The organism is Streptomyces sp. NPDC045956 (assembly GCF_056430705.1).
Map to the genome: position 1 here is coordinate 34,771 of NZ_JBWKKZ010000004.1, position 23,627 is coordinate 58,397.

Genomic DNA, 23,627 nt, shown 5'->3' on the forward strand with positions numbered 1-23,627 from the left:
CTAAGCGGTCGCTCACCCAAGGGCGCACGCTCCGCACGGGCCGCATCCCCAGGACGAGGAGAGCAGCAATGTCCACCACTGAGCACCGGGTCGCCGTCGTCACCGGAGCCGCGCGCGGCATCGGTGCCGCCACCGCCGTACGACTGGCCGCGGAGGGCCGCGCCGTCGCCGTCCTCGACCTCGACGAGGCGGCCTGCAAGGACACCGTGGAGAAGATCACCGCGGCCGGCGGCAAGGCGATCGCGGTCGGCTGCGACGTCTCCGACGAGGCGCAGGTCGAGGCGGCCGTCGCGCGGATCGCCGAGGAACTGGGCGCGCCGACGATCCTCGTCAACAACGCGGGCGTGCTGCGCGACAACCTGCTGTTCAAGATGAGCGTCTCCGACTGGGACACCGTCATGAACGTGCACCTGCGCGGCGCCTTCCTGATGTCCAAGGCCTGCCAGAAGCACATGGTGGACGCCGGCTTCGGCCGCATCGTCAACCTGTCCTCGTCCTCGGCGCTGGGCAACCGCGGCCAGGTCAACTACTCCGCCGCCAAGGCCGGTCTCCAGGGCTTCACCAAGACCCTCGCCAAGGAGCTCGGCAAGTTCGGCGTCACCGCCAACTCCGTCGCCCCCGGCTTCATCGCCACCGAGATGACCAAGGCCACCGCCGACCGCGTCGGCATGGGCTTCGACGACTTCAAGGCCGCCGCCGCCACGCAGATCCCGGTGGCACGCGTCGGCGAGCCCGAGGACATCGCCAACGCCATCGCCTTCTTCACCGGCGAGGCCGCCGGCTTCGTCTCCGGCCAGGTGCTGTACGTGGCCGGCGGACCGCTCGACTAGGGATCGCGGAGACTAGGGAACCTAGGGACCACTGACATGACTGAACTCCCCGGACTCTCCGGCAAGGTCGCGCTCGTCACCGGCGCCAGCCGCGGCATCGGCTACGGCGTCGCCGAGGCGCTCGTCGCGCGCGGCGACCGCGTCTGCATCACCGGACGCAACGAGGAAGCCCTCGAGGAGGCCGTCGGCAAGCTCGGCTCCGACCGGGTCATCGGCGTCGCGGGCAAGGCGCACGACGAGGCCCACCAGGCCGTCGCCGTCGAGCGCACGATGGAGGCCTTCGGCCGCGTCGACTTCCTGGTCAACAACGCCGGCACCAACCCGGTGTTCGGGCCGATCGCCGACCTCGACCTGAACGTCGCGCGCAAGGTCTACGAGACCAACGTGATCTCGGCGCTCGGCTTCGCCCAGCGCACGTGGCACGCCTGGCAGAAGGACAACGGCGGCGCGATCGTCAACATCGCCTCGGTGGCGGGCCTGTCGCCCTCGCCCTTCATCGCCGCCTACGGCGTCAGCAAGGCCGCGCTGATCAACCTCACCGCGCAGCTCGCGCACGAGTTCGCGCCCAAGGTGCGGGTCAACGCGATCGCCCCGGCCGTCGTGAAGACCAAGTTCGCCGCCGCCCTGTACGAGGGCCGCGAGGAGGAGGCCGCCGCGGGCTACCCGCTGGGCCGGCTCGGCGTCCCCTCCGACATCGGCGGCGCCGCCGCGTTCCTCACCTCGGCCCAGTCCGACTGGGTCACCGGGCAGACGCTGGTGGTCGACGGGGGCATCTTCCTGAACGCCGGCGTGGCCTGACGGCGACGCCCACCGAGGCCGCAGGGACACCGACGAGCACGGGCGCCGTCTCCACGGACGGCGCCCGTGTTCGCGTTTCAAGATCGCCGGGGCCATGACAACGTAGTCATCGCCAAATGATCAAAACCCCTGTTCAGAAGGGGGTTCAGGGGGCGAGGTGCTGCGGTATGGTCTGCCGACCCTTGGTACGGCGGATCGAGGAGCGTGCGCGTGTTCAACCGGAAGCGAGGCCTGCGGCGGGTCGCGGCCATCGTGTCCATATCGTCGCTGGTGACCGGATGCGGCATCCTGTCGTCCGGCAGTTCGGACGACGAGGGACCCATCGTGGTCGGCACGACCAGCGCTCCCAGCACCCTGGATCCGGCCGCCTCCTGGGACGGCTCCTGGGAGCTGTTCCGCAACGTCTACCAGACGCTGCTCAGCTACCCGGGCGGTGCGACCGAGCCCCAGCCCGACGCCGCGGAGAAGTGCGCCTTCACCGACACCTCCAACCAGGTCTACCGCTGTGAGCTGCGCAAGGGCCTGACCTTCTCCAACGGGGACCGACTGGACGCCCGGGCGGTCAAGCACTCGATCGACCGGATCAAGAAGATCAACGTCAACGGCGGTCCCGCGGGCCTGCTGGGCACCCTCGAACGGGTCCAGGCGCCGAGCGAGCGCGAGGTGGTCTTCCACCTCGGAAAGCCGGACGCGACCTTCCCGTTCGTGCTCGCCACCCCGGCCATGTCGATCGTCGAACCCGGCGGCTACCCGGCCGACGCGCTGCGCGAGGACGGCAAGGTCGTCGGCTCCGGCCCCTACGAGCTCCGGTCCTACACGGACGGCGAACGTGCCGAACTCGTCCGCAACGACCGCTACGAGGGCTTCGCCGAACGCCACAACGACGCGGTGACCGTCCGCTACTTCAAGGACTCCGCCGGCATGGTCGAGGCGCTGCGCGACGGGGACATCCAGGTCACCTACCGGGGGCTCGCGGCCGACGACGTCATCGACCTCCAGGGCAAGGCCAGCAAGGACGAGGACCTCCAACTGGTGGAGGGGAGCGGGACGGAGATCCGCTACCTCGTCTTCAACCCCGAGGACCCCTGGGCCGGCCGGAAGGAAGTGCGCCAGGCCATCGCCCAGGTGATCGACCGCGCGGCCATCGCCCACAAGATCTACCGGGACACCGTCGACCCGCTGTACTCGATGGTCCCCAAGGGCCTCACCGGTCACACCACGGGCTTCTTCGACGACTACGGCGACCCCAGCGTCCCCAAGGCCCGCAAGATCCTCGCCGAGGCCGGCATCACCGAGCGCGTCCCGCTCACCCTCTGGTACACCACCGACCGCTACGGCTCCGAGACGGCGCGGGAGTTCGGTGAGATCAAGCGGCAGCTGGAGGCCTCCGAGCTGTTCGAGGTCACGCTCGAGAAGCGACCGTGGAAGACGTACGTCGCCGGCTACCAGAAGGGCGAGTACCCGGTCTTCGGCCGCGGCTGGTCCCCCGACTTCCCGGACGCGGAGAACTTCATCGCGCCCTTCGTCGGCGAGCAGAACGCGCTGGGCACGCCCTACCTCGTGCCGGAGATCACCGGTGAGCTGCTGCCGCGCTCGCGCCGGGAGAGCGACCGCGCCAACGTGGAGAAGGACTTCGAGCGGGCGCAGCAGATCATGGTGAACGACGCCCGGCTGCTGCCGTTGTGGCAGGGCAAGCAGTACGTGGCGGCGAGTGCGGACATCTCGGGCGCGGAAGGGGCCATGGACCCCTCGACGATCATGATGATGTGGCAGCTGTACCGGAAGACCAGCTGGTAGACGCCGGCAGCGGCTCCCGATGTCAGTGGTCGCCGGTAGATTTCTGAGGACCGGAAGCGACCGCACAGCGTAAGGAAGTTGACGTGACCGACATCGCCATGCTGCCCGAATCCTGGCGCGAGGTGCTGGGGGGCGAGCTTCAGCAGCCCTACTTCAAGGAGCTGGTGGAGTTCGTCGAGGAGGAGCGGGCGAACGGCCCCGTCTACCCCCCGCGCGAGGAGGTCTTCGCCGCCCTGGAGGCCACGCCGTACGACCGGGTCAAGGTGCTGGTCCTCGGACAGGACCCGTACCACGGCGAGGGGCAGGGCCACGGCCTGTGCTTCTCGGTCCGGCCGGGCGTCAAGGTGCCGCCCTCCCTGCGGAACATCTACAAGGAGATGCACGCCGAGCTGGACACCCCGATCCCGGACAACGGCTATCTCATGCCCTGGGCCGAGCAGGGCGTCCTGCTGCTCAACGCGGTGCTCACGGTGCGGGCCGGCGAGGCGAACTCGCACAAGGCCCGCGGCTGGGAGCTGTTCACCGACGCGGTGATCAGCGCGGTGGCCGACCGGGCCGACCCGGCGGTGTTCGTGCTGTGGGGCAACTACGCGCAGAAGAAGCTGCCGCTCATCGACGAGACGCGGCACGTGGTCGTCAAGGGCGCGCACCCCTCGCCGCTGTCGGCGAAGAAGTTCTTCGGGTCCCGTCCGTTCACGCAGATCAACGAGGCGGTCGCACGGCAGGGCCACGAGCCGATCGACTGGACCATCCCCAACCTGGGCTGACCCGCCGCCCGGACCGCTCCGACCGCTCGGCCCCCGGGTCGCCCGCGCGCGTCACGGGCCGCCTGACCGGCATTTCCGACAGGTGCGGCTAGCGTCGTCGGGGACAGCCGACGACGGGCACGGAGGACGCGGTGGCCAAGGGACAGGAGCAGACGGCGTCGGACGCCGTGCTGACGCGGATCGGGCAGGTCGTCATGCTGCACCACGCGGGCGACCGCGAGGAGGCCCGGCTCCGCTTCCTCGGTCTGTGGGCCGAGATCGGCGAGCACGGCGACCCGCTGCACCGCTGCACCCTGGCCCACTACCTGGCCGACACACAGGACGACCCGGGGGACGAACTGGCCTGGGACCTGCGGGCGTTGTCGGCCGCGGAGGAGCTCACCCGGGACCGGCCCGCCGACCGGAGAGAGGGCGCGCTCGCCGCGCGTGCCCTCTACCCGTCGCTGCACCTGAACCTGGCCGCCGACTACGACCGGCTCGGCCACCGTGAGGCCGCCCACCTGCACCTGAGGCGCGCCCGCGGCGCCGCGCGGTCGCTCGCCCCCGACCGCTACGGGGAAGGGGTGCGCGCGGCCATCGACCGGTTGGAGTCACGGCTGGCCGCGTCCGGCCCGGCCACGGACGGACCCGAGCGCCCCGACGGGGGATGGGGACCCCCGCGGCAGCGCCCCTGACCCGGCCGGGGCGGACCGACCCCGCCCCACCGGGTGGGCTCAGCGCCCGTACGTCCGCTCGCAGACGGCCGCCTCCGGGCTGCCGGGCCGCCACCCGCCGTACTTCCTGCCGAGCGAGCACACGTCCGCGTTCGCGCCGGTGTCCACCGCGGGCGGCCGGGGGGCGGAGGGGGCGCCGGCGCGGGGCCGTTCCGGCGGGCGCGTCCGCTGCGGTGCCGCCGGCCGGGCGGGCCGCGGCTGTTGTCCCGCGCCGGCGGCCGGCGGCTGCCGCCGCGGCGGGGCGGCCGGGGGCGTCGCGCGTCGCGGTGCGCCGGACGCGCGGTCGGGGGCCCGGGAGGGTCCGGTCGTCCCCAACGCCTCGCGGGCCGGGGCCTGCGCGACGCGCGGCTCGGCCGGGCCGTCCGGGCGTGGTCCGGACGAGCGGGCGCCGTCCGCCGGAGGGCCGGCCGGGGCCGGACCGTGGACCGTCGTACAGCCGGCCAGGGCCGAGACGGCCATGGTCACCAGGAGCGTTGCGGTGGTCGTCGTTCGATGCACCCGCGCCACTCTGGCGGTCGGGGCCCCGTCCGCGGTGCCGGACGAGCGGAGTGTGCCTCGCACGGGTGATCTCAGGCCCCGTAGGGAGGCCCGGGGGCCGCCGAGGCTGACGTCACTCGCCGGTGGTGCCGTCGAGGCATTGGCGGATCAGGTCGGCGTGCCCGTTGTGACGGGCGTACTCCTCGATCATGTGGGTGTGGATCCAGCGCAGGCTGGGCCGTGCGCCGGTGCGCCGGTGCTTCCCGCGGGACAGGTCGTCGAGGTGGAAGCCCGCCGCGTTGCGCCGGGCGGCCTCGATCTCCGCCTGCCAGCCGGCGTACGCCTCCTGCCAGGTGTCGTCCTCGGTCAGGTGGAACTCACCGTCGGGGTCCTCGTCGGAGTAGTGGAGGGGGCCCGCGTCCTCGTCCGCGAGGACCCGGCGGTACCAGCTCCGCTCCGTCTCCGCCGCATGCCGCACCAGCCCCATGAGGGACAGGTTCGAGGGCGCCACGGCGGCCGTCCTCAGCTGGGCGTCGGTGAGACCTTCGCACTTCAGGGCGAGGGTCTGCCGGTGGTACTCCAACCAGCCCTCCAGCATGGTGCGTTCGTCGGCGTCGGGGGCGGGTTCGAGGCGCTTGGTCGTCATGAGGGCATCCTCGTGCACGGTACGTCGTTCCACGAGGGGTTTTCAGCGCCCGGGCAGGCCGTCCGGAACCTCCGGCGGGCGTCCCCCGCGGCCCCCGTATGCTTCCCAGCACACCCAGCTCGGCTAGCGTCAGAGGAGCACACCCCGTGAAGGTCGGCTGCATCGGACTCGGTGACATCGCGCAGAAGGCCTATCTGCCGGTGCTCGGCGCACTGCCCGGGGTCGAGCTGCACGTGCAGACCCGCACCCCCGCGACACTCACCCGTGTCGCCGACAGCCTCCGCCTCCCGGCCGGGCGGCGCCACGCCGACCTCGGTTCACTGATCGCCGAGGGCCTCGACGCGGCCTTCGTGCACGCGCCGACGGCCGTCCACCCCGAGATCGTGACGCGGCTGCTGGAAGCCGGCGTCCCGACCTACGTGGACAAGCCACTCGCCTACGAACTCGCCGACTCCGAGCGCCTGGTGGCCCTCGCCGAGGCACGGGACACCAGCCTCGCCGTCGGATTCAACCGGCGCCACGCCCCCGGCTACGCCCAGTGCGCCGAGCACCCGCGCGAGCTGATCCTCATGCAGAAGAACCGCACGGGGCTGCCCGAGGAACCGCGCACGATGATCCTCGACGACTTCATCCACGTCGTCGACACCCTGCGCTTCCTGGTGCCCGGCCCGGTCGACGACGTGACCGTGCGCGCCCGCGTCGAGAACGGCCTGCTCCACCACGTCGTGCTCCAGCTCGCCGGGGACGGTTTCACCGCGCTCGGCGTCATGAACCGGCTGAGTGGATCGGCGGAGGAGATCCTGGAGGTCTCCGGCCAGGACACCAAGCGCCAGGTGGTCAACCTCGCCGAGGTCATCGACCACAAGGGCCAGCCGACCGTGCGGCGCCGCGGCGACTGGGTCCCCGTGGCCCGCCAGCGCGGCATCGAACAGGCGGTGCTCACCTTCCTGGACGCCGTGCGCGCGGGCACGGTGCTCAGTGCCCGGGACGCGCTGGAGACCCATGAGCTGTGTGAGCGGGTGGTACGGGCGGTGCGGGAGCGTTCCGTCTGAGCCGCACCGCTCGCACGCCCTCGGTGACGGCCCAGGCCGCGAGGACGAGCAGCGCCGCGTGCAGGGTCCAGTCGCCGAAGCGGACGTAGGGCGTGCTGCCGTGCGTGAGCGGCACCTCGTAGACGCGCGAGGCGCTCGCGTCGGTGCCGAGCCACGAGCCGGTCCGGGTGCCGTTCGCGTCGTAGACGGCGGAGACCCCGGTCAGGGTGGCGTGCACCATCGGCCGGCCGGTCTCGGCGGCGCGCAGCGCGGCCAGCGAGGCGTGCTGCTCCGGCGCCCAGGTCTGCTGGAACGTGGACGTGGACGACTGGGCGAGCAGCACCTCGGCCCCGTCGGCGGCCAGTCGGCGGCTCATGTCCGGGAACGCGCTCTCGAAGCACACCATCGGCCCGATCCGCAGCCCGCCCCCGACGCTCATCACGGTCTGCTCGGTGCCCCGCCTGCGGTCCTCGCCCGCCGCCTCGCCCACGGAGGTGGCCCAGCCGAGCAGGGAGCGGGCCGGGACGTACTCCCCGAAGGGGACCAGCCGCATCTTGTCGTACCGGTCGCCGGTCGGGCCGTCGGGACCGACGAGCACCGAGCTCTTGTAGATGCCCGGCTTGTCGGAGCGGCGGGCGTCCACGTTGACCAGGATGTCCGCGCCGGTCTCCCGGGACAGCGCGGCAAGCCGCCGCGCCAGGTCGGGCCGGTCGTCCAGGTCGAAGCCGACGCTGCTCTCGCCCCAGACGACGAGGTCGACGTCCCGCCCGCGCAGGTCGCGGGTGAGCTGCTCCTCGCGGTCGAAGCGCCGGTCGGCGCTGTCCGCCCCGGCGACGACACCGGGCTGCACCACGGCGATCGCGGCCCGCTCGTCGGTGTCGGGACGCGGTGACCAGGCCCAGGCCGCGGAGCCGACGGCGGCGGTGGCGAGGAGCCCGGCGAGGGCGGGGGTCCGGGCCCGGCGGACGGCGACGAGCAGGGCGAGCGCGACGTTGACGGTCACCACCAGGAAGCTCAGCAGCCACACCCCGCCCACCGAAGCGAGCCGCAGAGCCGGCGCCACCTGCCACTGACTCGCGCCGAGCACGCCCCAGGGACCGCCGAGCCCCTCCCAGGAACGGACCAGCTCCACCGCCAGCCACCCCGAGGGCAGCACCACCAGCGCCGCCCCGGCCCGGCGGAGCGAGGGCGCCCCGCCCAGCATGCGGCGCACGAGCCAGCCCCAGGGTGCCCAGAGCGCGCCCAGCAGCGCGGCGACGACGAAGGTGAACACGTGCAGGTTGGGCAGCAGCCAGTGGTGCATGGCCAGCATGAACCCGAAGCCGCCGCACCAGCCGTCGTACGCGGCCCGCCTCCCGCCCGGCGCGGTCCGGGCCAGCAGCAGCCAGGGCACCAGGGCGACCCAGGCCCACCACCACAGGGCCGGCCCCGGAAACGCCAGCACGGGCAGGGCGCCGGCGAGCACGGCGGTGCCCGAGCGCCGCCACGGAGAGGCCGTCCAGTGGTCGAGCGTCTTCATAGGCGCCTCCCTACCCCATGGTCCCTTCAGTGTGCGCTCCCGACGAGGGCGGATTGCAGTTGATCACATGGGATGACCGCTTCCGGGGAAGCGGGGCCTCACCTAGGATGATCGATGATCGATCAAAACGGGTGGCGGTCCGGTCGGGCGGCTCATCCGATCCTCTGCGGGAGGTACTCATGGAGCGTACGGAGCGACCCGTCACGGTGGTCACCGGCGGCAGCCGGGGGATCGGCGCGGCCACCTGTCTGCGTCTCGCCGCGGACGGGCACGACCTCGTGGTGGGCTACGCGCGGGACTCGGCCGCCGCGGAGGCGGTCCTGACCGGGGTGCGTGAGGCGGGCGGACGGGGCGTCGCCGTGCGGGCGGACACGTCGGTCGAGGCCGACGTCGAGCGGCTCTTCGAGACGGCCGAGGACCGGCTCGGGCCGGTGACGGGGCTCGTGAACAACGCGGCGGTGACCGGTCCGCTCGGGCGCCTCGCGGACAGCGACCCCGCGAACCTGCGCCGCGTCCTCGACGTCAATCTGCTCGGCGTGCTGTTGTGTGCCCGGCAGGCGGCCCAGCTGATGTCCGCGCGGGGGAGCGGGGTGATCGTGAACGTGTCCTCGGGCGCGGCGACCATCGGCAGCCCCGGCGAGTACGTCCACTACGCGGCCTCCAAGGCGGGCGTCGACGCCCTGACCCTGGGCCTGGCCAAGGAGCTGGGCCCGGACGGTGTCCGCGTCAACGCCGTCGCGCCGGGGGTCGTCGACACCGATATGCACGCCGCCATGGGCGACCCGGAGCGTGCCGGGCGGATGGGAGCGGCCGTCCCGCTGGGCCGCGCGGGGCGGGCCGAGGAGATCGCCGCGGCGATCTCCTGGCTGATGTCGGCGGACGCGTCGTACACGACGGGGACGGTGGTGCGGGTCGCCGGCGGACGCTGACGCCGGGCCGGGGGAGGACGGGCTCAGGTCTCCGGGTGCGGCCGGCCGGCGGGGAGGCCCGGGCCGGTCAGGCCGCCTCGATGACCTCGCCGCGGATCGCGGACGCCCACTCGACCACCAGCAACTCGTACTCCACGCGCTCCTGCGCCGACAGGGTCCCGCCCGCGCGCAGCCACAGCGCGCGGATCTCGTCGTTCAGCTCCGCTGCGGACCGCACGGAACCAGGAGTCAAGGAATCGGGGGACATGCGGAACAGCGTAGGGCCAAGCGCTGACAGTGCGCTACCGGACGGCTACGGAAGCGGGCGCGGTCAGCCGGCGGACTCCGCGGCGTGCGGGCTGAGGACACCCGCCGTGACCAGGATGATGATGAGGACGCCGAGCGCGATGCGGTACCAGACGAACGGCATGAAGCTCTTGGTCGAGATGAACTTCATGAACCAGGCGATGACCGCGTAGCCGGTGGCGAAGGCGATGACCGTCGCGAACAGCGTCGGTCCCCAGGACACGTGGTCGCTCTCCATCGCGTCCTTCAGCTCGAACAGACCGGAGGCGAGCACCGCGGGGATGGCGAGCAGGAACGAGTACCGGGCCGCCGCCTCGCGCCGGTAGCCCATGAAGAGACCGCCGCTGATGGTGGCGCCGGAGCGGGAGACGCCGGGGATGAGGGCCGCCGCCTGGCAGAGGCCGTAGATCAGGCCGTCCCGGACCGTCAGGTTCTCCAGTTCCTTGCGCTGCTGGGGCGCGCGGTGACGGCCGCCCTTCTCGTCCCGGGCCGCCCGCCGGTCCGCGATGCCGATGATGATGCCCACGACGATCAGCATGGTCGCCGTGATGCGCAGGTCCCGGAACGGCCCCTCGATCTGGTCCTTCAGGGTCAGGCCGAGCACGCCGATGGGGATCGAGCCGACGATCACGAGCCAGCCCATGCGGGCGTCGGGGTCCCGGCGCATCGACTTGTCGGTGAGCGACCGCGTCCACGCCGAGAGGATCCGCCCGATGTCCTTGCGGAAGTAGATGAGCACGGCGGCCTCGGTGCCGATCTGCGTGATCGCCGTGAAGGCCGCGCCCGGGTCGTGCCAGCCGGAGAACGCCGCGGTCAGCCGCAGGTGCGCGCTGGAGGACACGGGGAGGAACTCGGTCAGCCCCTGGACGAGTCCGAGGATGAGGGATTCAAACCAAGACATGAGGTTACGGAGTCCAAGTGCCGATCGAGAAACGGTCGATGGGCACACCGAACCGCCGTGCGCGGTGATCGGGGTCTGGCGTGCCGAGGGGCAGCGTAGCGCCCCAAAGTGAAGATCGGCCCACAGGGGTGGAGGGGCTCCCGCGCACGGTCCGGCCGGTCACGGCACGGCCGGCGACCGCGCCCCCGTCAGCGTCCGCGCAGCCGGTGCCGCTTGCGCCAGGCCACCGCGGCGCCCGCCAGCCCCGGCAGGGCGATGCAGGCCAGCGCGATGAGGAAGGCCGGCGACGTGGGCGTCGAGGCGCGGGCCCCGGCCACGGCGTAGGCGGCGGTGTTGGGGATGGAGCCGAGGGCCGTCGCCAGGAGGAAGGGCAGCAGACCCATCCGGGAGACGGCCGCGCAGTAGTTGGCGGCCGCGAACGGCACCCCGGGGAAGAGCCGCGCCGCCAGCATCGAACGGAAACCGTGCCGGCTGAGCTGTCCGTCCGCGGCCTTCAGCCACTTGCCGCGCAGCAGCGGACGCAGCGCCTCCTGGCCCAGCACCCGGCCGAGGCAGAAGGCGATCCCGGCGCCGAGCACCGTCCCCGCCAGCGCCGACGCGAGACCCAGCTGCGAGCCGAACAGGGCACCGGCGGCCAGGTTGAGCAGGGGCCGGGGGACGAAGGCGACGGTGCACAGCCCGTACGCCACCGCGTAGGCGAGTGCCGCCGTGGCTCCGCCGAGCTGTGGTGGCCAGCCGTCGGTCAGCAGCTCCTGCGGCCGGAACAGCAGGACCGTCGTCGCGGCCGAGGCCAGCAGGGCCAGGAGCAGGGAGAGCCGGGACCACGGGGAGAGCAGCACTCTCGTCACACGGGCGGCGAGGCCGGTCGGTGCGACCGGCCCGGCGGCGGTGGCGACGGCGAGCTCCGTTGCGGTGGCCCGGGGAGAGACCGTGGCGGTGCCCCCAGAGCGGGTGGTGGCATCGAGCATCCGGTGACACTAACCGACAAATGTGTGTGATCGCCGTATGGTGCGTCTCATGAGCGTCACAGCCAAGGGAGTTCCGGACGTTCCGCACAGTCCGCTCGCCGACACCGTGGTGGAGCGGCTCACCGCCGTGTACGCCGCCGCGGCCGATCCCGAGCGGGCCGCGAACCAGCGGGCGTACATGCGGAACGTCGCTCCCTTCCTGGGCCTGACCTCCCCTGATCGGCGCGCGCTGTCCCGTACCGTCCTCGCGGGGGTGCCCCGTCCCGACGAGCGGGACCTCGCCGCGGTCGCCCTGCGCTGCTGGCGGCTCCCCGAGCGCGAGTACCAGTACTTCGCCGTGGACCTGCTGCGCCGGCATGTGACGAACTGCTCTTCCGGTTTCCTGCCGGTGGTCCGGCATCTGCTCACCACGGTGCCCTGGTGGGACACCGTCGACCTGCTCTCCGCGCACGTGGTCGGCGGCTTGGTCGCGGCCGATCGCGGGCTCACGGCCGAGACGGACGCCTGGATCGGGGACCCGGACCCCTGGCTGGTCCGGGCGGCCCTGCTCCACCAACTCCGCTACGGGCAGCGCACCGACACCGACCGGCTCTTCGGATACTGCCTGCGGCGCGGCGGCCACGAGGACTTCTTCGTCCGCAAGGCCATCGGCTGGTGCCTGCGCCAGTACGCCAGGACGGACCCGGACGCCGTCCGCGCGTTCGTGGCGGAGAACGAGGGGCGTCTGGCACCGCTGTCCGTGCGGGAAGCCCTGCGGACCATCGGGCGGTAGCGGACGGGGGCGGTCCGCCAACTCCCGCGCCGCGAAAACCGTTCGACGCGGGGCGGGACCTCGGCGATGATCGGCCTCATGTTCCGGTACGCCTTCCACCTCGCAGCATCCGCGGTCGCGGATGCCCCGAAGGCTGCCGTCCTCCTCTTCACCGCCGCTGCCGACGGCGCCCGAAGCTGACCCTCCCCGGATCGTCCGGCGGACCCCGCAGGGGGAGGGTCGGCCGGTCACCGGGGTCCCATCACCGCCACGAGGCTTCGAGGTAGCGCCATGTCCAAGACGGCGTACGTCCGCACCAAACCGCATCTGAACATCGGCACGATGGGCCATGTCGACCACGGCAAGACCACCCTGACCGCCGCCATCACCAAGGTCCTCGCCGAGCGCGGCACCGACGGCACCACCCGGTACGTCTCCTTCGACCGGATCGACCGGGCCCCGGAGGAGTCGGCGCGCGGCATCACCATCAACCTCGCGCACGTCGAGTACGAGACCGACACCCGCCACTACGCGCACGTGGACATGCCGGGTCACGCCGACTACGTCAAGAACATGGTCACCGGCGCGGCCCAGCTGGACGGGGCGATCCTCGTCGTCTCCGCGCGGGACGGGGTCATGCCGCAGACGGCCGAACACGTCCTGCTCGCCCGGCAGGTGGGCGTCGACCACATCGTGGTCGCGCTCAACAAGGCGGACGCCGTCGAGGACGGCGAGGACGCGGAGCTGGCCGACCTGGTCGAGCTGGAGGTGCGGGACCTGCTCACCGCGCACGGCTACGGCGGCGACGCCGTGCCCGTCGTCCGGGTCTCGGGGCTGAGGGCGCTGGAGGGCGACCCGCGGTGGACGGCGTCCGTCGAGGCGCTGCTCGACGCCGTGGACACCTACGTGCCCGTGCCCGAGCGGTACCTGGACGCGCCGTTCCTGCTTTCGGTGGAGAACGTGCTCACCATCACCGGCCGCGGCACGGTCGTGACCGGCGCGGTCGAGCGCGGCACCGTCCGCGTCGGCGACCGCGTGGAGGTTCTCGGCGCCGGCGTCGACACGGTCGTCACCGGCGTGGAGACCTTCGGCAGGCCGATGGAGGAGGCGCAGGCCGGGGACAACGTGGCGTTGCTGCTGCGCGGGGTGGCCCGCGACACGGTGCGGCGCGGGCACGTGGTCGCCGCCCCCGGCAGTGTGGTGCCCGGTCGGCGCTTCACGGCGCGGGTGTACGTGCTGTCGACGCGTGAGGGCGGGCGGTCGACGCCGGTCACCACGGGGTACCGGCCCCAGTTCTACATCCGGACCGCGGACGTGGTCGGGGACGTGGACCTCGGTGAGGTGGCCGTCGCCCGGCCCGGGGACACCGTCACGATGACGGTGGAACTGGGCCGGGACGTGCCGCTGGAGGCCGGTCTGGGGTTCGCCGTCCGTGAGGGCGGACGCACCGTGGCGGCCGGGACCGTGACCGCCGTGGCGTGAAGGAGGCCGCGGCCGGTGGCGTCGCGGGCGTGCTGGAGCACGTCCGCGGCGAGGAGGTGGCCGGGGCGCGGGGCGTCGCGGGTCCGGCGAGGTGGTCGGGCCCGCCGCGCCGCCTCGGCCGAGGCCGCCCGGCCGCCCCCGGCCGGGGTGGGCGCTCGGCCCCGGGCACAATCAGGGGGTGAACGACGAAGCCGTACCCGTCAGCCGCGTCACCGACCACGGCACCGCGAAGCTCATGCCCGACGTCGACCGGAGGCGGGCCTGGCTGCTCACCGTCGACGGGGCCCCGCAGTCGTACGTCGACCTGGACGAGCCGGAGCACCTGGAGTTCGAGTACACGCGCCGGCTCGGCCACGTCCTGGACACGGTGGCCGAGCCGGGGCGGCCGCTGGACGTGCTGCACCTGGGCGGGGGTGCGATGACCCTGCCCCGGTACGTGTCACGGACCCGGCCGGGCTCGCGGCAGGACGTGGTGGAGGCCGACCGGGCGCTGCTGGACCTGGTCGTCGAGCACCTGCCGCTCCCGGACGGCGCCGGCGTCACCGCGCACGGCGCCGATGCCCGTGCCTGGCTGGAGGCCGCCCCCGCCGACTCCGCCGACGTCCTGGTCGCCGACGTCTTCGGAGGCTCCCGGGTGCCGGCCCACCTGACCTCCGTCGGCTACGCCCGCGAGGCGGCACGGGTCCTGCGGGCCGACGGCGTGTACGTGGCCAACCTCGCCGACGGGGCGCCGTTCCGCTTCCTGCGGGCCCAACTGGCCGGCTTCGCCACGCTCTTCGCGGAGCTGGCGCTGATCGCCGAACCGGGTGTGCTGCGCGGGCGCCGCTTCGGCAACGCGGTCCTCGTCGCCGCGCACCGGCCGCTCGACACGGCGGCCCTGGCCCGGCGCACCGCCGCCGACGCCTTCCCGGCCCGGGTCGAGCACGGGCCGGGCCTGCGGACGTTCATCGGCGACGCGCGGCCGGTGCGGGACGAGGACGCCGAGCCGTCGCCCGAGCCTCCCGCCGGGGCGTTCGGCATCGGCTAGCCCCGGTACCGGCCCGCGGCCCGCGCGGCGCCGGGGGGCTACGTGTCGGTCGGCGGTTCCTCCGTGAGGCGCACGGTGCTCAGGATCTTCTGCACCGTCGCCTCCGGGATCTCCTCCTTGACACCCTTGGCACCGTAGAGGTTCCAGGTGACGAAGTCGCCCGCGCCGTTCTTGAACGCGAAGGTGATCGCCTTGCCCTCGGTGTCGCACTTGCCCTTCTTGGGCGCGCCCTCCGAGTGCGCCGTGATGACGCTGCCCTCGATGCCGGAGGCCGTGGTGTACGGCTTCGGCTTGCCGTACTTCACGCTCTTCTTGTCCGGCTCGGTGAACCCGCCGTAGATCCACCACGGCACGCGTGTCTCGGCCGCCTGGGCGGCGTCCTTGGCGCCGCTCTCCCCGCGGGTGCCCGCGGTGGCGAGGGAGGTGCTCTCCTTGCGGCCGTCCTTGTTCTCGTCGGTGGTGCACCACTCGGACTTCAGGTAGGCCGGGGCGGTGACGGTGGTGCGCTCGGTCTTGCCCTTCTCCTCCCACTCGAAGCCGACGCTGGTGTCCGTGCTGTCGATCTCCCAGTCCGCGGGCACGTCGAACATGGTGCCGAAGCGGGGGTTGGCGACGACCTTCCAGCCGTCGACGGTCGCCTTCGGCCCGTCGCCGCCGCGCGGGTTGTCCTCGCCACCGGAAGCGCTGGGGTCGGTGGAGGGGGTCCCGGACTTGTCCGCGGAGGCGCTCGCCGACGGCTTGCCGTCCTTGCCCTGGTCCGCCTGGTCGTCCTTGTCACCGCCCAGCACCAGGAACCCGGTGACGCCGGCGGCCACCACCACGGCGAGCGCCGCGACGATCGCGACCACCTTGGTCCGGTTGCCGCCACCGCCGCCGCCACCGCCCACGGACGGCTGCGGAGCCGTCGGGGGCTGCGGAGCGCCCCACTGCTGCTGCCCGTACGGGCCGGGCTGCTGCTGGTAGCCGGGCTGCTGGTACGGATTCGGCTGCTGGTACCCCGGCTGCTGGTACGGATTGTTCTGCGGGTTCTGCTCGCCCCCGGGCGGCTGCTGTCCTGGCCACATGAGCAGTCACCCTAATGCCGCCCAGGACACGATTCGGTCACCGGGCCTTGTCAGGGACGTACCGAAACAGCGGACGGGCGCGATCCTCGCGGAGCCCTGGCCCCAAGTTGCTACTCGTGGGTAACCTGCTGCCATGAGCGCAGATCAGATGTCGATCGGCGAGTTGCTCGCCGCCACGGTGCCGATGGTCAGGACCCTGAACCTCGAGTACCTGGAGACCACTCCGGAGAAGGCCGTACTGGCCCTGCCGGACCAGAGCGAGTACCGCAACCACGTCGGCGGACCCCACGCCGGAGCCATGTTCACGCTCGGCGAGTCCGCGAGCGGCGCGATCGTGCTGGCCGCCTTCGGCGACCAGCTCTCCCGGGCGGTGCCGCTGCCGGTCACCGCGGAGATCGCCTTCAAGAAGATCGCGCTCGGCCCCGTCACGGCCACCGCGACGCTGGGCCGCCCGGTCGCCGACGTGGTCGCGGAGCTGGACGCGGGCAGCCGCCCGGAGTTCCCGGTGAGCGTCGCCATCCAGCGCGAGGACGGCGCGGTGACCGGCGAGATGACCGTCATCTGGACCCTGCGCCCCAACGGCTGACATCCGGTGAACCGGTAGGCTTCCCGGGTCGCCCCATCGAGGCGGCCCGGGAAGCGGCGCGTGGCCCACCCGGAACGCAGCAGAAGTGCGCAACGGAGGGTGTGGTCGTGCACGTCCAGGAGTGGCTCGACACGGTGCCCGCGGCGGCCGTGTACGCGGTGGTCGGACTCGTCATCGGTCTGGAGAGCCTGGGCATCCCGTTGCCGGGCGAGATCATCCTGGTCTCGGCGGCCCTGCTGTCCTCCCAGCACGGCGGCGTGGACCCGCTGGTCCTCGGGGTCTGCGCCAGCGCGGGCGCGGTGATCGGCGACTCCGTCGGGTACGCCATCGGCCGCAAGGGCGGACGGCCACTGCTGGCCCGGCTGGGCCGCAGGTTCCCCGGGCACTTCAGCGAGGGGCACATCGCCACCGCCGAGCGCTCCTTCCAGAAGTGGGGCATGTGGGCCGTCTTCTTCGGCCGCTTCGTCGCCCTGCTCCGCATCTTCGCCGGCCCGCTGGCCGGTGTGCTGCGGATGCCGTACTGGAAGTTCCTGATCGCCAACGTCCTCGGCGGCATCGTCTGGGCGGGCGGCACCACCGCGGTCATCTACTACGTCGGCGTCGTCGCCGAGTCCTGGCTCAAGCGGTTCTCCTGGCTGGGCCTGGTGCTCGCCGTGGCCATCGGCGTGACCTCGATGCTGGTCCTGAAGCGGAAGGCGAAGAGGGCGCAGCCGCTCGCCACCGCCGAGTAGCGCGCGCCCGGGAGGGCCCGGCGAGCAGCGGCGCGCCCGCGAGGCGCGGTCCGCGCCGGTCCGCCGTGCGGGGCCCGGGCGGGGCACCGGCGCTACGAGCGCTCTCCCACCGCGGCCCGGTGCTCCACGGCGAGGGCCGCGTACATGGTGCCGTTCAGCGTGACCCCCTGACGCTCCTCCTCCGTCAGCTCCCGCTTCACCTTCGCCGGCACCCCCGCGACCAGTGAACCCGGGGGCACCCGCATCCCCTGCGGGACCAGGGCCTGGGCCGCGACCAGCGAACCGGCGCCGATCACCGCGCCGTTGAGGACCGTGGCGCCCATGCCGATCAGGCAGTCGTCCTCGACGGTCGCCCCGTGCACCACGGCGTTGTGCCCGACGGAGACCCGCTCACCGACGGTGACGGGGAAGCCCGGGTCGGCGTGGAGCGTGCAGTTGTCCTGGATGTTGCTGCTCGCGCCGACCGAGATCCGCTCGACGTCGCCGCGCAGCACCGCCCCGTACCAGACGCTCGCCCCCGCGTGCAGCGTCACGTCCCCCACGATCGAGGACGTCGGCGCCACGAAGGCCTCCGCGTCCACCTTCGGCTCCCTGCCACCGATGCCCGTGATCAGCGCCTTCTGCGTCATCTTCGCCTCCTGTTCGGATGATGTACGGCACCGTACGCCACCCGGTGGGGTGAAGATCACAGCACTCCCGCCCCGTGCCCGCACCGCACGCCCACTACCGTGAGCGGGTGCCGAAGCGCAAGAACACGTATCCGTCCTGGCGAAGCCGCCTCGCGCAGCGGGCCGTCCACGCGGGCTGGGCCTGGGTGCAGCGCACCGGCTCCGTCACCGCGGCGCACCCCGGCCGTTTCCGCTTCGGCGCCCTGGGCACGGGCACCCGGCTGGCCTTCCCGCTCGGCACGGTCTTCGGCGAGCCCTGGATCCACGTGGGCGCCCACTGCATCATCGGCGAGCAGGTCACCCTGACCGCCGGCCTGATGCCGGACCTGGACCTGGGACCCGAGCCGATCCTGCGCATCGGCGACGGGGTCGTCCTCGGGCGCGGCAGCCACGTCATCGCGGACACCACGGTCAGCATCGGCAGCGACTGCTACTTCGGCCCGTACGTCTACGTCACGTCCACCAACCACTCCTACGACGATCCGCACCAGCCGATCGGCAAGCAGTGGCCCAGGATGGACCCGGTGGAGATCGGCCCCGGCTGCTGGGTCGGCACCGGCGCGGTGATCCTCCCCGGCGCGCGGATCGGGCGGAACGTGGTGGTCGCGGCCGGAGCCGTGGTCCGGGGCGCGGTGCCCGACCACTGCGTGGTGGCGGGCGCGCCCGCCCGGGTCGTACGGCGCTGGACGCCCGAGGAGGGCTGGCAGCCGCCGCTGCGCACGCCGGCCCCGGTGCCGATCCCCGACGGGGTCACGCCGGGAGAGCTGCGCGCCCTGTCGCGGCTGGACGACGAGGCGGTGGCACGCCTCGCCGAGCTGGACGACCGGGCCGGGTCGGCGGGCAGGGTCGCGGAACCGGCCGCCGAGGGCTGAGCGTTCGCCGCCCCGGCCGGTCGCCGTCGCCGCGCAGTACAGTTCGGTGGACGTCCGGGTGCATCCGGGCGTCCCCGACCGCACCGCGGCACCCGAGAACAGTGGACAAGAACCTGGACGGAACGTGGCCGACCTCGACCTGCTGACCCAGTCCCTGGCGCGCAACGTCAAGCGCTGGCGCGGCGAGCGCGGCTTCACCCTGGAGACGCTCGCCGCCCGGGCCGGAGTCAGTCGCGGCATGCTCATCCAGATCGAGCAGGCCCGCACCAACCCCAGCCTCGGCACGGTGGTGAAGATCGGTGACGCGCTCGGCATCAGCATCACCACGCTGCTCGACCGGGAACAGGGGCCCACGGTCCGCGTCGTCCCCGCGGAGCAGGCGATCCGGCTCTGGCACACCGACGCCGGCAGTTTCAGCCGGCTGCTCGCCGGGGTGGAGGCGCCCGGCCCGCTGGAGATGTGGGAGTGGCGGCTGATGCCGGGCGAGAGCAGCCCGTCCGACCCGCACCCCACCGGCACGGTCGAACTCGTGCACGTCACCGCCGGGGAACTGACCCTCACCGTCGACGGGGTGGCACACCGTGTGCCGACGGGCGCCAGCGCCTCCTTCGAGTCGGACACCCCGCACACGTACGGGAACGAGGGCGACGGGCCGATGGAGATGATTATGGCGGTCTCGGTGCCGCCCGTCCGCTGAGACGGCCGTCCACCGTGCCGCCCGCCGTTGTTAGCGTGCCGCCATGCACGCACCCATCGGGAACTTCGACAGCGCCACGCCCGCCCCGGACCGCCTCGACGAGCTGACCCGCCCGGTCGCCGACGCCGTACGCCACTGGCGCGGCAGCACCCCCGCGGACCAGATCCTCTACGTCGACACCGACCCGCAGTGGGCCGACACCGCCGTCTTCGTCGAGCACTACGGCCGGGAGCTGCTCGAACAGTCCGCGAACTGCGTGGTGGTCACCGGCAAGCGGGGCGGCGGCAGCACCCTGGCCGCCTGCGTGGTGCTGTCCACCACCCGGGTCGACGTCAACGGGGCCGTGCGCCGCCACCTAGGGGCCCGCAAGGCCTCGTTCGCCCCGATGGACACGGCGACGGGCGAGACCGGCATGGAGTACGGCGGCATCACCCCCATCGGGCTGCCCGGGGACTGGCCCGTGCTGGTGGACCCGGCCGTCGTCGACCTGCCGTACGTCCTCGTCGGCAGCGGACGCCGGCGCGGCAAGCTGCTGGTGCCGGGCAAGGCCTTCGCCGAACTGCCGGGCGCCGCGGTCCTGGAAGGGCTCGGCGTCGCCTGAGCGGGCGCGGGGCCGCGTCGCGCGTGGCGGTCGGGCTCAGCCGGTGGTCCGGGCGCCGACGTACAGCTCGGCGAAGGCCGCCGCCGCGACGGGCGAGTCGAACAGGCGCCGGAGCCGGGCCAGTGAGGCGCCCGCCCGGTGCGGGTCGCCCGACGCCGTGCCGTGGTACAGCTCCGCGAGCCACTGGGAGAACTCCTGGTAGTCCCACACCCGGGTGAGGCAGGCGGCCGAGTAGCCGGACAGTCCGGTGTCGTCGCCCCGTGTGAGGTGCCGGACCAGTCCGTCGCCGAGCAGGAAGGCGTCGTGCAGGGCGAGGTTCAGCCCCTTGGCGGCGATCGGCGCGGTGAGGTGGGCCGCGTCGCCCGCCAGGAAGAGGCGACCGAGGGCCATGGGCTCGACGACGTAGCCGTGCATGTCCAGGACCCGCTTCTCGATCAGGCGCCCCTCCTCGAGCGGCGGCGCGCCGGCCGCGCCGAGCCGTTCCCGGAGCTCCGCCCAGACGCGCTCGTGCGGCCAGTTCGCCGGGTCGTCGCCGGGTGGGCACTGGAGGTAGTAGCGGGTCACCTCGGGGCTGCGCGCCATGTGGCCGGCGAATCCGTGCGGGTGCACGCCGAAGACGACACAGTCGGCGGACGGCGGCGCCTCGGCCAGGAGCGCCAGCCAGCCGACGCCGTAGTCGTGGCGTGCGACCCGGACCCGCCCGGAGGGCAGCGCCGCCCGGCTCACCCCGCGCGCGCCGTCGCATCCGGCGACGAAAGAGGCTTCCACGGTGCGCCGTTCACCGGTTTCGGGGCACCGGTACGACACCGACGGCCGGTCGGATTCCGGACCGTGCAGACGGACGTCCCGGACGCCGAAGCGGATCTCCCCGCCCCGCACGTCCGCGTACTCCCGGACCAGGTCCGTGACGAGGAACTGCTGCGGATAGATGAAGTGGTGCCGGCCGGTCAGCCCGGTGTACCCGAACCGGTGGCGCTCCCCGCCGAAGCGGAACTCGCACGCGGTGTGCGCCTGGGCCCGCTCCAGCAGGTTCCGCGCCAGTCCGCGCCGTTCCAGCCCGCGTACGGCCCACTCCTCGATGACCCCGGCCCTGGGCCGGCGCTCGATGGACTCGCGGGTCTCGGTCTCCAGGACCAGGCAGTCGACGCCCGCGGCGCGCAGGATGCTGCCGACGGTGAGACCGGCCGGTCCCGCGCCCACGACGACCACCGGCCAGCGCTGCGGAGCCCCGGAGCCGGCCGGGGGAGAGGCTGCGGTCACGCGGACAGTATGTCGGCGGAGTGCGGCCCACGGGAACCGCACGGGCAGCGCCCGGCGCCGAGGACGCACCGGGCTTCGCGCTCCTCCCGGTGGGTGCCGCGCCGGGGGCGCCGGGGCCGGTCGTCCCGGGCCGCCCGGCGGGAGCGGCCCGCGGATCAGCCGAGCCGCGGGATCTCGATGGCCGGGCAGCGGTCCATCACCATGTCCAGCCCCGCCGCCCGGGTCCGCTCGTACGCGGCCTCGTCGACCACCCCGAGCTGGAACCAGACCGCGCGGGCGCCCTTCGCCACCGCCTCGTCGGCCACCGCCCCGGCCAGGTCGCTGTTGACGAAGACGTCGACGACGTCCACGTCGAAGGGGATGTCCGCGAGGGAGGCGTAACCCCGCTCGCCGTGCACCGTCTCCGCCTTGGGGTGCACAGGCACGACCCGCTTGCCGAAGCGCTGGAGCACCTCGGCGACGCCGTACGCCGCGCGCTGCCGGTTGGACGACAGGCCCACCACGGCCCAGGTGTCACCCGACTCGGTGAGGATCTTGCGGACGGTTGCCTCGTCGCCGTGCACCGGCGGCCTCCTCGGACTCTGGACGACCCGCTTGTCGCGCCTTCCGGTGGGGACAACGGACGGCGGCCCGACGGGATTCCCCGTGCGGCCGCGGACCCCCGTGCGCGGCGTGCCCACGGCGGCACGTCCTCGCCCGTGGTGGGGGAACGACCGCGAGCGCGCCCCTGGTGCGTCCCGCGCCCGCCCCGCCTACGCTCACCCCGTGCTGCACATCATCGACGCCCGGACCGCGGAGCCCGCCCCCGCCGCCCCCGTGCGCCGGGGCCCGACCCGGGTCCAGGCGCACGTGCCCGCCCGTGACACGGCCGGGCTGCGCGTCCTGCTCGTCGCCGATCTGCTGATCCGCGCCCTGGAACTCGACGGCACGCCCGCGTGGGCCGTGCTGTCCGGTCCGGCGGACGACGAGGACGGGGCACGGCTGCGGGCGGACGCGGCCGCCCTCGGCATCCGTCCCTTCGAAGCGGCTGCCGCCGGTTCCGGTCCGGGTGCCGGCCAGGTCGTGCACGTGCTGCGCGAAGGTCACGCCGCTCCGGACGGCACGACACTCGCCGTCGCCCCGGTGGACCCGGCGGCACCCGGCCTCGCCGACCCCGACGCCCTGCGCCTCGCCCTGCTGTCGCGGCACCACCACGCGCGCGTGGAACTCGGCCCGACCGCGCTGGACGAGGCCCGGGACACGCTCGCACACTGGCGCCACGCGGTCGCTCGCTGGGCACGGCAGCCCTCCCGGCCCGTGCCGGGCGAGGTGCGCGACCGGCTCCGCGGTGCCTGGGAGGACGACCTGGACGCACCGGGGGTCCTGCGGATCCTGCGCCGCGTGGAGGAGGACGCGGACCTTCCGGACGGGGCCCGGTTCGAGACCTACGCCTACGCCGACCGCTTCCTGGGACTCCACCTCGCCCGCGACGTCGGGGCCCCGCCGTGACGGCCCCGCCCCCGTCCCGGGACGACCGTGCCGAGGGACGGACGCCGGTGAGCGCATAGGCTGGCGGAATGCAGGACGAGTACCGCACGGTCGCCCGCGCGGGTGTGCACGAGACAGAGATCAACCGCTCCCGCTTCCTGTGCGCCCTCGCCCCGGCCGCCACCGAGCAGGAGGCCCAGGCGTTCGTCGCGGGCGTACGCAAGGAGCACGCGGACGCCTCCCACAACTGCTGGGCCTACGTCATCGGAGCCGACGCGGCCGTCCAGAAGGCCAGCGACGACGGCGAGCCCGGCGGGACGGCCGGCGTACCGATGCTCCAGATGCTGCTGCGCCGCGACATGCGGTACGTCGTGGCCGTCGTCACCCGGTACTACGGCGGGGTCAAGCTCGGCGCGGGCGGTCTCATCCGCGCCTACGGGGGTGCGGTCGGCGAGGCGCTGGACGACCTCGGCACCCTCACCCGCCGCCGGTTCCGGCTGGCCACGGTGACGGTCGACCACCAACGCGCCGGGAAGCTCCAGAACGACCTCCACGCGGCGGGACGCGCGGTACGCGAGGTGCGGTACGCCGAGGCCGTCACCATCGAGGTCGGCCTGCCGGAGGCCGAGGTGGACGCCTTCCGGTCCTGGCTCGCGGACGCCACCGCGGGCACGGCCGGCTTCGCCCTGGGCGGCGAGGCGTACGGCGACGCGTGAGGGCCGGAGCGACGACAAACGGACAAGGCGGTCGTAACGCCCTT

General features: G+C 73.3%; 27 protein-coding genes. 17 read left to right on the forward strand and 10 right to left on the reverse strand.

Going from position 1 to position 23,627, the window contains the following annotated elements:
- The first annotated feature begins 68 nt into the window (after positions 1-68).
- The 5 genes from fabG (at position 69) to AC07FV_RS12290 (ending at position 4,866) form a co-directional block, all read left to right on the forward strand.
- Positions 69-830: a 3-oxoacyl-ACP reductase FabG gene (gene fabG, locus AC07FV_RS12270; protein WP_383637387.1), complete on the forward strand. Its 762-nt coding sequence runs from the start codon at positions 69-71 to the stop codon at positions 828-830.
- Positions 831-866: 36 nt separating this feature from the next.
- Positions 867-1,628: an SDR family oxidoreductase gene (locus tag AC07FV_RS12275; RefSeq protein WP_479086706.1), complete on the forward strand. Its 762-nt coding sequence runs from the start codon at positions 867-869 to the stop codon at positions 1,626-1,628.
- Positions 1,629-1,838: 210 nt separating this feature from the next.
- Entirely contained in the window at positions 1,839-3,425 is a 1,587-nt protein-coding gene (locus tag AC07FV_RS12280) for an ABC transporter substrate-binding protein (protein WP_479086708.1), read from the forward strand.
- 83 nt (positions 3,426-3,508) lie between these two features.
- The gene (gene ung / locus AC07FV_RS12285; RefSeq protein ID WP_479086710.1) at positions 3,509-4,192 is read left to right on the forward strand and encodes a uracil-DNA glycosylase; all 684 of its coding nucleotides are present in this window, start codon (positions 3,509-3,511) and stop codon (positions 4,190-4,192) included.
- 131 nt (positions 4,193-4,323) lie between these two features.
- A complete protein-coding gene (locus tag AC07FV_RS12290; protein ID WP_479086712.1) occupies positions 4,324-4,866 on the forward strand; it encodes a hypothetical protein in 543 nt (180 codons plus the stop codon).
- Positions 4,867-4,905: 39 nt separating this feature from the next.
- Here the strand turns inward: AC07FV_RS12290 and AC07FV_RS12295 are convergent, their stop codons facing one another.
- Positions 4,906-5,403: a hypothetical protein gene (locus tag AC07FV_RS12295; protein WP_479086714.1), complete on the reverse strand. Its 498-nt coding sequence runs from the start codon at positions 5,401-5,403 to the stop codon at positions 4,906-4,908.
- A 112-nt stretch (positions 5,404-5,515) separates the two neighbouring features.
- A complete protein-coding gene (locus AC07FV_RS12300; RefSeq protein ID WP_479086716.1) occupies positions 5,516-6,028 on the reverse strand; it encodes a DinB family protein in 513 nt (170 codons plus the stop codon).
- 146 nt (positions 6,029-6,174) lie between these two features.
- Here AC07FV_RS12300 and AC07FV_RS12305 point away from each other — a divergent pair, with 146 nt between their 5' ends.
- Positions 6,175-7,080, forward strand: coding sequence for a Gfo/Idh/MocA family protein (locus AC07FV_RS12305; RefSeq protein ID WP_479086718.1), 906 nt, complete (start codon positions 6,175-6,177; stop codon positions 7,078-7,080).
- Here AC07FV_RS12305 and lnt read toward each other — a convergent pair.
- Positions 7,004-8,578, reverse strand: a complete 1,575-nt coding sequence (gene lnt, locus AC07FV_RS12310) for an apolipoprotein N-acyltransferase (RefSeq protein ID WP_479086720.1) — start codon at positions 8,576-8,578, stop codon at positions 7,004-7,006. The genes AC07FV_RS12305 and lnt overlap by 77 nt on opposite strands.
- Positions 8,579-8,757: 179 nt before the next feature.
- Here lnt and AC07FV_RS12315 point away from each other — a divergent pair, with 179 nt between their 5' ends.
- The gene (locus tag AC07FV_RS12315) at positions 8,758-9,507 is read left to right on the forward strand and encodes an SDR family NAD(P)-dependent oxidoreductase (protein WP_479086721.1); all 750 of its coding nucleotides are present in this window, start codon (positions 8,758-8,760) and stop codon (positions 9,505-9,507) included.
- A gap of 67 nt (positions 9,508-9,574) precedes the next feature.
- Here AC07FV_RS12315 and AC07FV_RS12320 read toward each other — a convergent pair whose 3' ends face one another.
- The 3 genes from AC07FV_RS12320 to AC07FV_RS12330 all read right to left on the reverse strand — a co-directional run bounded on the left by AC07FV_RS12320 (position 9,575) and on the right by AC07FV_RS12330 (position 11,661).
- Positions 9,575-9,754 carry a hypothetical protein gene (locus AC07FV_RS12320; protein ID WP_356606316.1) on the reverse strand — a complete coding sequence of 60 codons (180 nt, stop codon included), beginning with the start codon at positions 9,752-9,754 and terminating at the stop codon, positions 9,575-9,577.
- 63 nt (positions 9,755-9,817) lie between these two features.
- Positions 9,818-10,693, reverse strand: a complete 876-nt coding sequence (locus AC07FV_RS12325; protein WP_479086723.1) for an undecaprenyl-diphosphate phosphatase — start codon at positions 10,691-10,693, stop codon at positions 9,818-9,820.
- 188 nt (positions 10,694-10,881) lie between these two features.
- The gene (locus tag AC07FV_RS12330; protein ID WP_383637357.1) at positions 10,882-11,661 is read right to left on the reverse strand and encodes a TVP38/TMEM64 family protein; all 780 of its coding nucleotides are present in this window, start codon (positions 11,659-11,661) and stop codon (positions 10,882-10,884) included.
- Between the two features lie 49 nt (positions 11,662-11,710).
- On the opposite strand from AC07FV_RS12330, the gene AC07FV_RS12335 reads away from it, so the two are divergent.
- The 3 genes from AC07FV_RS12335 to AC07FV_RS12345 all read left to right on the forward strand — a co-directional run bounded on the left by AC07FV_RS12335 (position 11,711) and on the right by AC07FV_RS12345 (position 14,921).
- Positions 11,711-12,433, forward strand: a complete 723-nt coding sequence (locus AC07FV_RS12335; protein WP_479086724.1) for a DNA alkylation repair protein — start codon at positions 11,711-11,713, stop codon at positions 12,431-12,433.
- Between the two features lie 270 nt (positions 12,434-12,703).
- Positions 12,704-13,894, forward strand: a complete 1,191-nt coding sequence (tuf, locus tag AC07FV_RS12340) for an elongation factor Tu (protein ID WP_479086725.1) — start codon at positions 12,704-12,706, stop codon at positions 13,892-13,894.
- A gap of 235 nt (positions 13,895-14,129) precedes the next feature.
- Positions 14,130-14,921: a spermidine synthase gene (locus tag AC07FV_RS12345; protein WP_479087353.1), complete on the forward strand. Its 792-nt coding sequence runs from the start codon at positions 14,130-14,132 to the stop codon at positions 14,919-14,921.
- Positions 14,922-14,959: 38 nt separating this feature from the next.
- On the opposite strand, the gene AC07FV_RS12350 is transcribed toward AC07FV_RS12345, so the two are convergent.
- The gene (locus tag AC07FV_RS12350; RefSeq protein ID WP_479086727.1) at positions 14,960-15,985 is read right to left on the reverse strand and encodes a DUF8017 domain-containing protein; all 1,026 of its coding nucleotides are present in this window, start codon (positions 15,983-15,985) and stop codon (positions 14,960-14,962) included.
- Positions 15,986-16,133: 148 nt separating this feature from the next.
- Between AC07FV_RS12350 and AC07FV_RS12355 the strand changes: the two genes are divergently transcribed.
- Positions 16,134-16,571: a DUF4442 domain-containing protein gene (locus AC07FV_RS12355; RefSeq protein WP_383637518.1), complete on the forward strand. Its 438-nt coding sequence runs from the start codon at positions 16,134-16,136 to the stop codon at positions 16,569-16,571.
- 107 nt (positions 16,572-16,678) lie between these two features.
- A complete protein-coding gene (locus AC07FV_RS12360; RefSeq protein ID WP_479086729.1) occupies positions 16,679-17,302 on the forward strand; it encodes a DedA family protein in 624 nt (207 codons plus the stop codon).
- A gap of 92 nt (positions 17,303-17,394) precedes the next feature.
- Here AC07FV_RS12360 and AC07FV_RS12365 read toward each other — a convergent pair whose 3' ends face one another.
- A complete protein-coding gene (locus AC07FV_RS12365; RefSeq protein ID WP_384691589.1) occupies positions 17,395-17,931 on the reverse strand; it encodes a gamma carbonic anhydrase family protein in 537 nt (178 codons plus the stop codon).
- 107 nt (positions 17,932-18,038) lie between these two features.
- Here AC07FV_RS12365 and AC07FV_RS12370 point away from each other — a divergent pair, with 107 nt between their 5' ends.
- The 3 genes from AC07FV_RS12370 to AC07FV_RS12380 all read left to right on the forward strand — a co-directional run bounded on the left by AC07FV_RS12370 (position 18,039) and on the right by AC07FV_RS12380 (position 20,140).
- Positions 18,039-18,842, forward strand: coding sequence for an acyltransferase (locus AC07FV_RS12370; RefSeq protein WP_479086731.1), 804 nt, complete (start codon positions 18,039-18,041; stop codon positions 18,840-18,842).
- 124 nt (positions 18,843-18,966) lie between these two features.
- On the forward strand, positions 18,967-19,539 hold the full coding sequence (locus AC07FV_RS12375) for a helix-turn-helix domain-containing protein (RefSeq protein WP_479086733.1): 573 nt from the start codon (positions 18,967-18,969) through the stop codon (positions 19,537-19,539).
- 43 nt (positions 19,540-19,582) lie between these two features.
- Entirely contained in the window at positions 19,583-20,140 is a 558-nt protein-coding gene (locus AC07FV_RS12380) for a YbaK/EbsC family protein (RefSeq protein ID WP_479086735.1), read from the forward strand.
- Between the two features lie 36 nt (positions 20,141-20,176).
- Here the strand turns inward: AC07FV_RS12380 and AC07FV_RS12385 are convergent, their stop codons facing one another.
- Together AC07FV_RS12385 and AC07FV_RS12390 are read right to left on the reverse strand one after the other, a co-directional pair.
- Positions 20,177-21,400, reverse strand: coding sequence for a 4-hydroxybenzoate 3-monooxygenase (locus tag AC07FV_RS12385; RefSeq protein WP_479086737.1), 1,224 nt, complete (start codon positions 21,398-21,400; stop codon positions 20,177-20,179).
- A gap of 155 nt (positions 21,401-21,555) precedes the next feature.
- A complete protein-coding gene (locus AC07FV_RS12390) occupies positions 21,556-21,963 on the reverse strand; it encodes a CoA-binding protein (RefSeq protein ID WP_479086739.1) in 408 nt (135 codons plus the stop codon).
- 202 nt (positions 21,964-22,165) lie between these two features.
- Between AC07FV_RS12390 and AC07FV_RS12395 the strand changes: the two genes are divergently transcribed.
- The gene (locus tag AC07FV_RS12395; RefSeq protein ID WP_479086741.1) at positions 22,166-22,888 is read left to right on the forward strand and encodes a hypothetical protein; all 723 of its coding nucleotides are present in this window, start codon (positions 22,166-22,168) and stop codon (positions 22,886-22,888) included.
- Between the two features lie 68 nt (positions 22,889-22,956).
- Entirely contained in the window at positions 22,957-23,583 is a 627-nt protein-coding gene (locus AC07FV_RS12400) for a YigZ family protein (protein WP_479086742.1), read from the forward strand.
- Positions 23,584-23,627 lie beyond the last annotated feature (44 nt).

What these genes read in the sequence shown, in the direction of transcription:
- AC07FV_RS12300 (WP_479086716.1), bottom strand. Translation starts at nt 6,028, where the DNA reads ATGACGACCAAGCGCCTCGAACCCGCCCCCGACGCCGACGAACGCACC.
- AC07FV_RS12325 (WP_479086723.1), bottom strand. Translation starts at nt 10,693, where the DNA reads ATGTCTTGGTTTGAATCCCTCATCCTCGGACTCGTCCAGGGGCTGACC.
- AC07FV_RS12345 (WP_479087353.1), top strand. Translation starts at nt 14,130, where the DNA reads ATGCCCGACGTCGACCGGAGGCGGGCCTGGCTGCTCACCGTCGACGGG.
- tuf (WP_479086725.1), top strand. Translation starts at nt 12,704, where the DNA reads ATGTCCAAGACGGCGTACGTCCGCACCAAACCGCATCTGAACATCGGC.
- AC07FV_RS12315 (WP_479086721.1), top strand. Translation starts at nt 8,758, where the DNA reads ATGGAGCGTACGGAGCGACCCGTCACGGTGGTCACCGGCGGCAGCCGG.
- AC07FV_RS12320 (WP_356606316.1), bottom strand. Translation starts at nt 9,754, where the DNA reads ATGTCCCCCGATTCCTTGACTCCTGGTTCCGTGCGGTCCGCAGCGGAG.
- AC07FV_RS12380 (WP_479086735.1), top strand. Translation starts at nt 19,583, where the DNA reads ATGCACGCACCCATCGGGAACTTCGACAGCGCCACGCCCGCCCCGGAC.
- AC07FV_RS12400 (WP_479086742.1), top strand. Translation starts at nt 22,957, where the DNA reads ATGCAGGACGAGTACCGCACGGTCGCCCGCGCGGGTGTGCACGAGACA.
- fabG (WP_383637387.1), top strand. Translation starts at nt 69, where the DNA reads ATGTCCACCACTGAGCACCGGGTCGCCGTCGTCACCGGAGCCGCGCGC.
- lnt (WP_479086720.1), bottom strand. Translation starts at nt 8,578, where the DNA reads ATGAAGACGCTCGACCACTGGACGGCCTCTCCGTGGCGGCGCTCGGGC.
- AC07FV_RS12350 (WP_479086727.1), bottom strand. Translation starts at nt 15,985, where the DNA reads ATGTGGCCAGGACAGCAGCCGCCCGGGGGCGAGCAGAACCCGCAGAAC.
- AC07FV_RS12355 (WP_383637518.1), top strand. Translation starts at nt 16,134, where the DNA reads ATGTCGATCGGCGAGTTGCTCGCCGCCACGGTGCCGATGGTCAGGACC.
- AC07FV_RS12365 (WP_384691589.1), bottom strand. Translation starts at nt 17,931, where the DNA reads ATGACGCAGAAGGCGCTGATCACGGGCATCGGTGGCAGGGAGCCGAAG.
- AC07FV_RS12275 (WP_479086706.1), top strand. Translation starts at nt 867, where the DNA reads ATGACTGAACTCCCCGGACTCTCCGGCAAGGTCGCGCTCGTCACCGGC.
- AC07FV_RS12330 (WP_383637357.1), bottom strand. Translation starts at nt 11,661, where the DNA reads ATGCTCGATGCCACCACCCGCTCTGGGGGCACCGCCACGGTCTCTCCC.
- AC07FV_RS12335 (WP_479086724.1), top strand. Translation starts at nt 11,711, where the DNA reads ATGAGCGTCACAGCCAAGGGAGTTCCGGACGTTCCGCACAGTCCGCTC.